Raw genomic sequence first — 646 nt, forward strand, 5'->3', positions numbered from 1 at the left:
CTTTTTTATTAACAGTAAGAGCCAGGGTTAGTTTTTGTAGCCTCGGCTGGCCCTTCGGCCTCTGGCACGCTCGAACTTCCGGCCCTTGGAACGGACATAGGGTTTGGTGTGGCTGTGTGGAGTTCCTGGGGCCTTGCCAAAGTGTCGGTACACCTCTCGGCCCTTCCGAGGACCAGACAAGAGCACAGTGCCCCTGCCCTTGGGAGACTCCAGGGCCAGCTGGTCGAAGGTCAGGATCTTACCCCCAGCCTTGAGGATCCGACTTCGGGCCCGGCTGCTCACCCTCAGTGCACACACCTTCAGCTTGGGCACTTCCAGAATCCGCACATCATCTGTGATCGTCCCCACAACCACAGCAGTTTTGTTCTCCCGACCAGGAAGCTTCATCTTCCGGATCATTCGGGACAGGGACAGAGGTGGCCGGTTAGTTCGGCTCATAAATAACCTTTTCAGCACAACCTGGTTGAAGGTGGAGTTGGTCCGTCTGGCCAGAAACCTGTACAGCTTGACTAGCAGCCGCAGGTAGATATCCTGGCTCTTGGGCTCCTTGCGCCGAACCTTTCGGTCCTTGTTGTGGCGAATGTCAACACCCATGATGGCGCCTCCTGCTCGGCCAGGTCCGCACAAAAGCATCCGCACATCATCT

Annotated in this window: 1 protein-coding gene; it reads right to left on the bottom strand. The window is 57.0% G+C overall.

The window, feature by feature from the left end; all coding sequences use genetic code 11:
- Window positions 1-27 precede the first annotated feature (27 nt).
- Window positions 28-646 (bottom strand): hypothetical protein (locus R7F64_RS23955; protein WP_318072163.1); only part of this gene is annotated, 619 nt, incomplete at its 5' end.

The organism is Vibrio sp. Vb1980 (assembly GCF_033338615.1).
GTDB lineage: Bacteria > Pseudomonadota > Gammaproteobacteria > Enterobacterales > Vibrionaceae > Vibrio > Vibrio alginolyticus.